The 1,131-nt window shown below is 45.6% G+C and carries 2 protein-coding genes; both read left to right on the top strand.

Annotated elements, in window-relative coordinates; genetic code table 11:
- Positions 1–182: YcgL domain-containing protein (locus R7P67_RS25740; protein WP_318086440.1), on the top strand; the 182-nt coding region annotated here is incomplete at its 5' end.
- A 44-nt stretch (positions 183–226) separates the two neighbouring features.
- A partial coding sequence (locus tag R7P67_RS25735) for a lytic murein transglycosylase (protein ID WP_318086439.1) occupies positions 227–1,131 on the top strand: 905 nt, incomplete at its 3' end.

Genomic DNA, 1,131 nt, shown 5'->3' with positions numbered 1-1,131 from the left:
TCGGTAAGCTCCTTCCTGTCATGACGATTAAACTTGATGGTCGTAAATTGGCACAAGTAGATATCGAAAAAGTGAAGGCTTCATTACAAAATGCTGGCTTCTTTCTGCAGGTTCCTCCACCGCCGGAAAACCTATTAGAAAAGTACAAAGAACAAAAAGCTCAGCAAAAGAACGAACAGTAACTCGGCTTCTTTCTGAGACTTCTGCCTTGCTCAAGGAGGGCAATATGAAAAAAATACTGGCTACAATGCTTAGCGTTGGCGTATGTACCTCAGCCTTTGCAAGTAGCGAGGGTTTTGAAGAATACTTAGGTAAATTGCGTGCAGAAGCGCGTAACCAAGGTATCTCAGAGCAGGTAATCAGTGCCGCTTTCGCAAATGTTGAATACAAACCGAGAGCAGTAACAGCAGACCGCAACCAACCAGAGAAAAAACTGACGTTGGATGAATACATTCCTCGTGCAGTCCCTGAGTGGAAAGTAAAGCAAGCCAAAGCACTATACAAAGAGCACTATGCAGAGCTTAAGCGCATAGGCGATCAATACGGCGTGCAACCTCGCTTTATTGTTGCGCTCTGGGGTGTAGAAAGTAACTTTGGCAAGTTTACGGGTAACTTCCGCGTAATTGATGCGTTGTCGACGATGGCATTTGAAGGTCGTCGTGAAGAATTTTTCCGCAAAGAGACCATGGCGGCGTTGCAAATCCTTGATCAAGGCCATATCGAGCTAGATAATTTTAAAGGTTCTTGGGCTGGTGCGATGGGACAGTGCCAATTTATGCCAAGCTCTTTCCTACGTTTTGCCGCCGATGGTAACGGAGACGGAAAAAAAGACATCTGGCAATCAGAAGCGGATGTGTTTGCATCTACGGCTAACTACTTGAGCGAGTCTGGCTGGGACGATAAGTTTACTTGGGGGCGCCAAGTGAAAGTGCCGAAAGGGATTGATCGTAGCCTAGAAGGACGCGGGGCAGAAAAAGGCAAATATCTTCAGGAGTGGAGTAAACTTGGCATCACGAAGTACGATGGCAGTCCATTACCTAAACTGAATGAAGATATCCAAGCATGGCTTATCATGCCTGACGATGAAAACGGTCGTACGTATCTGGTTTACAATAACTATAACGTACTGAT

This window comes from Vibrio sp. Vb0937, from assembly GCF_033338855.1.
The sequence above is the reverse complement of the archived record's forward strand: the minus strand, read 5'-3'. Positions and strand labels throughout refer to the sequence as shown.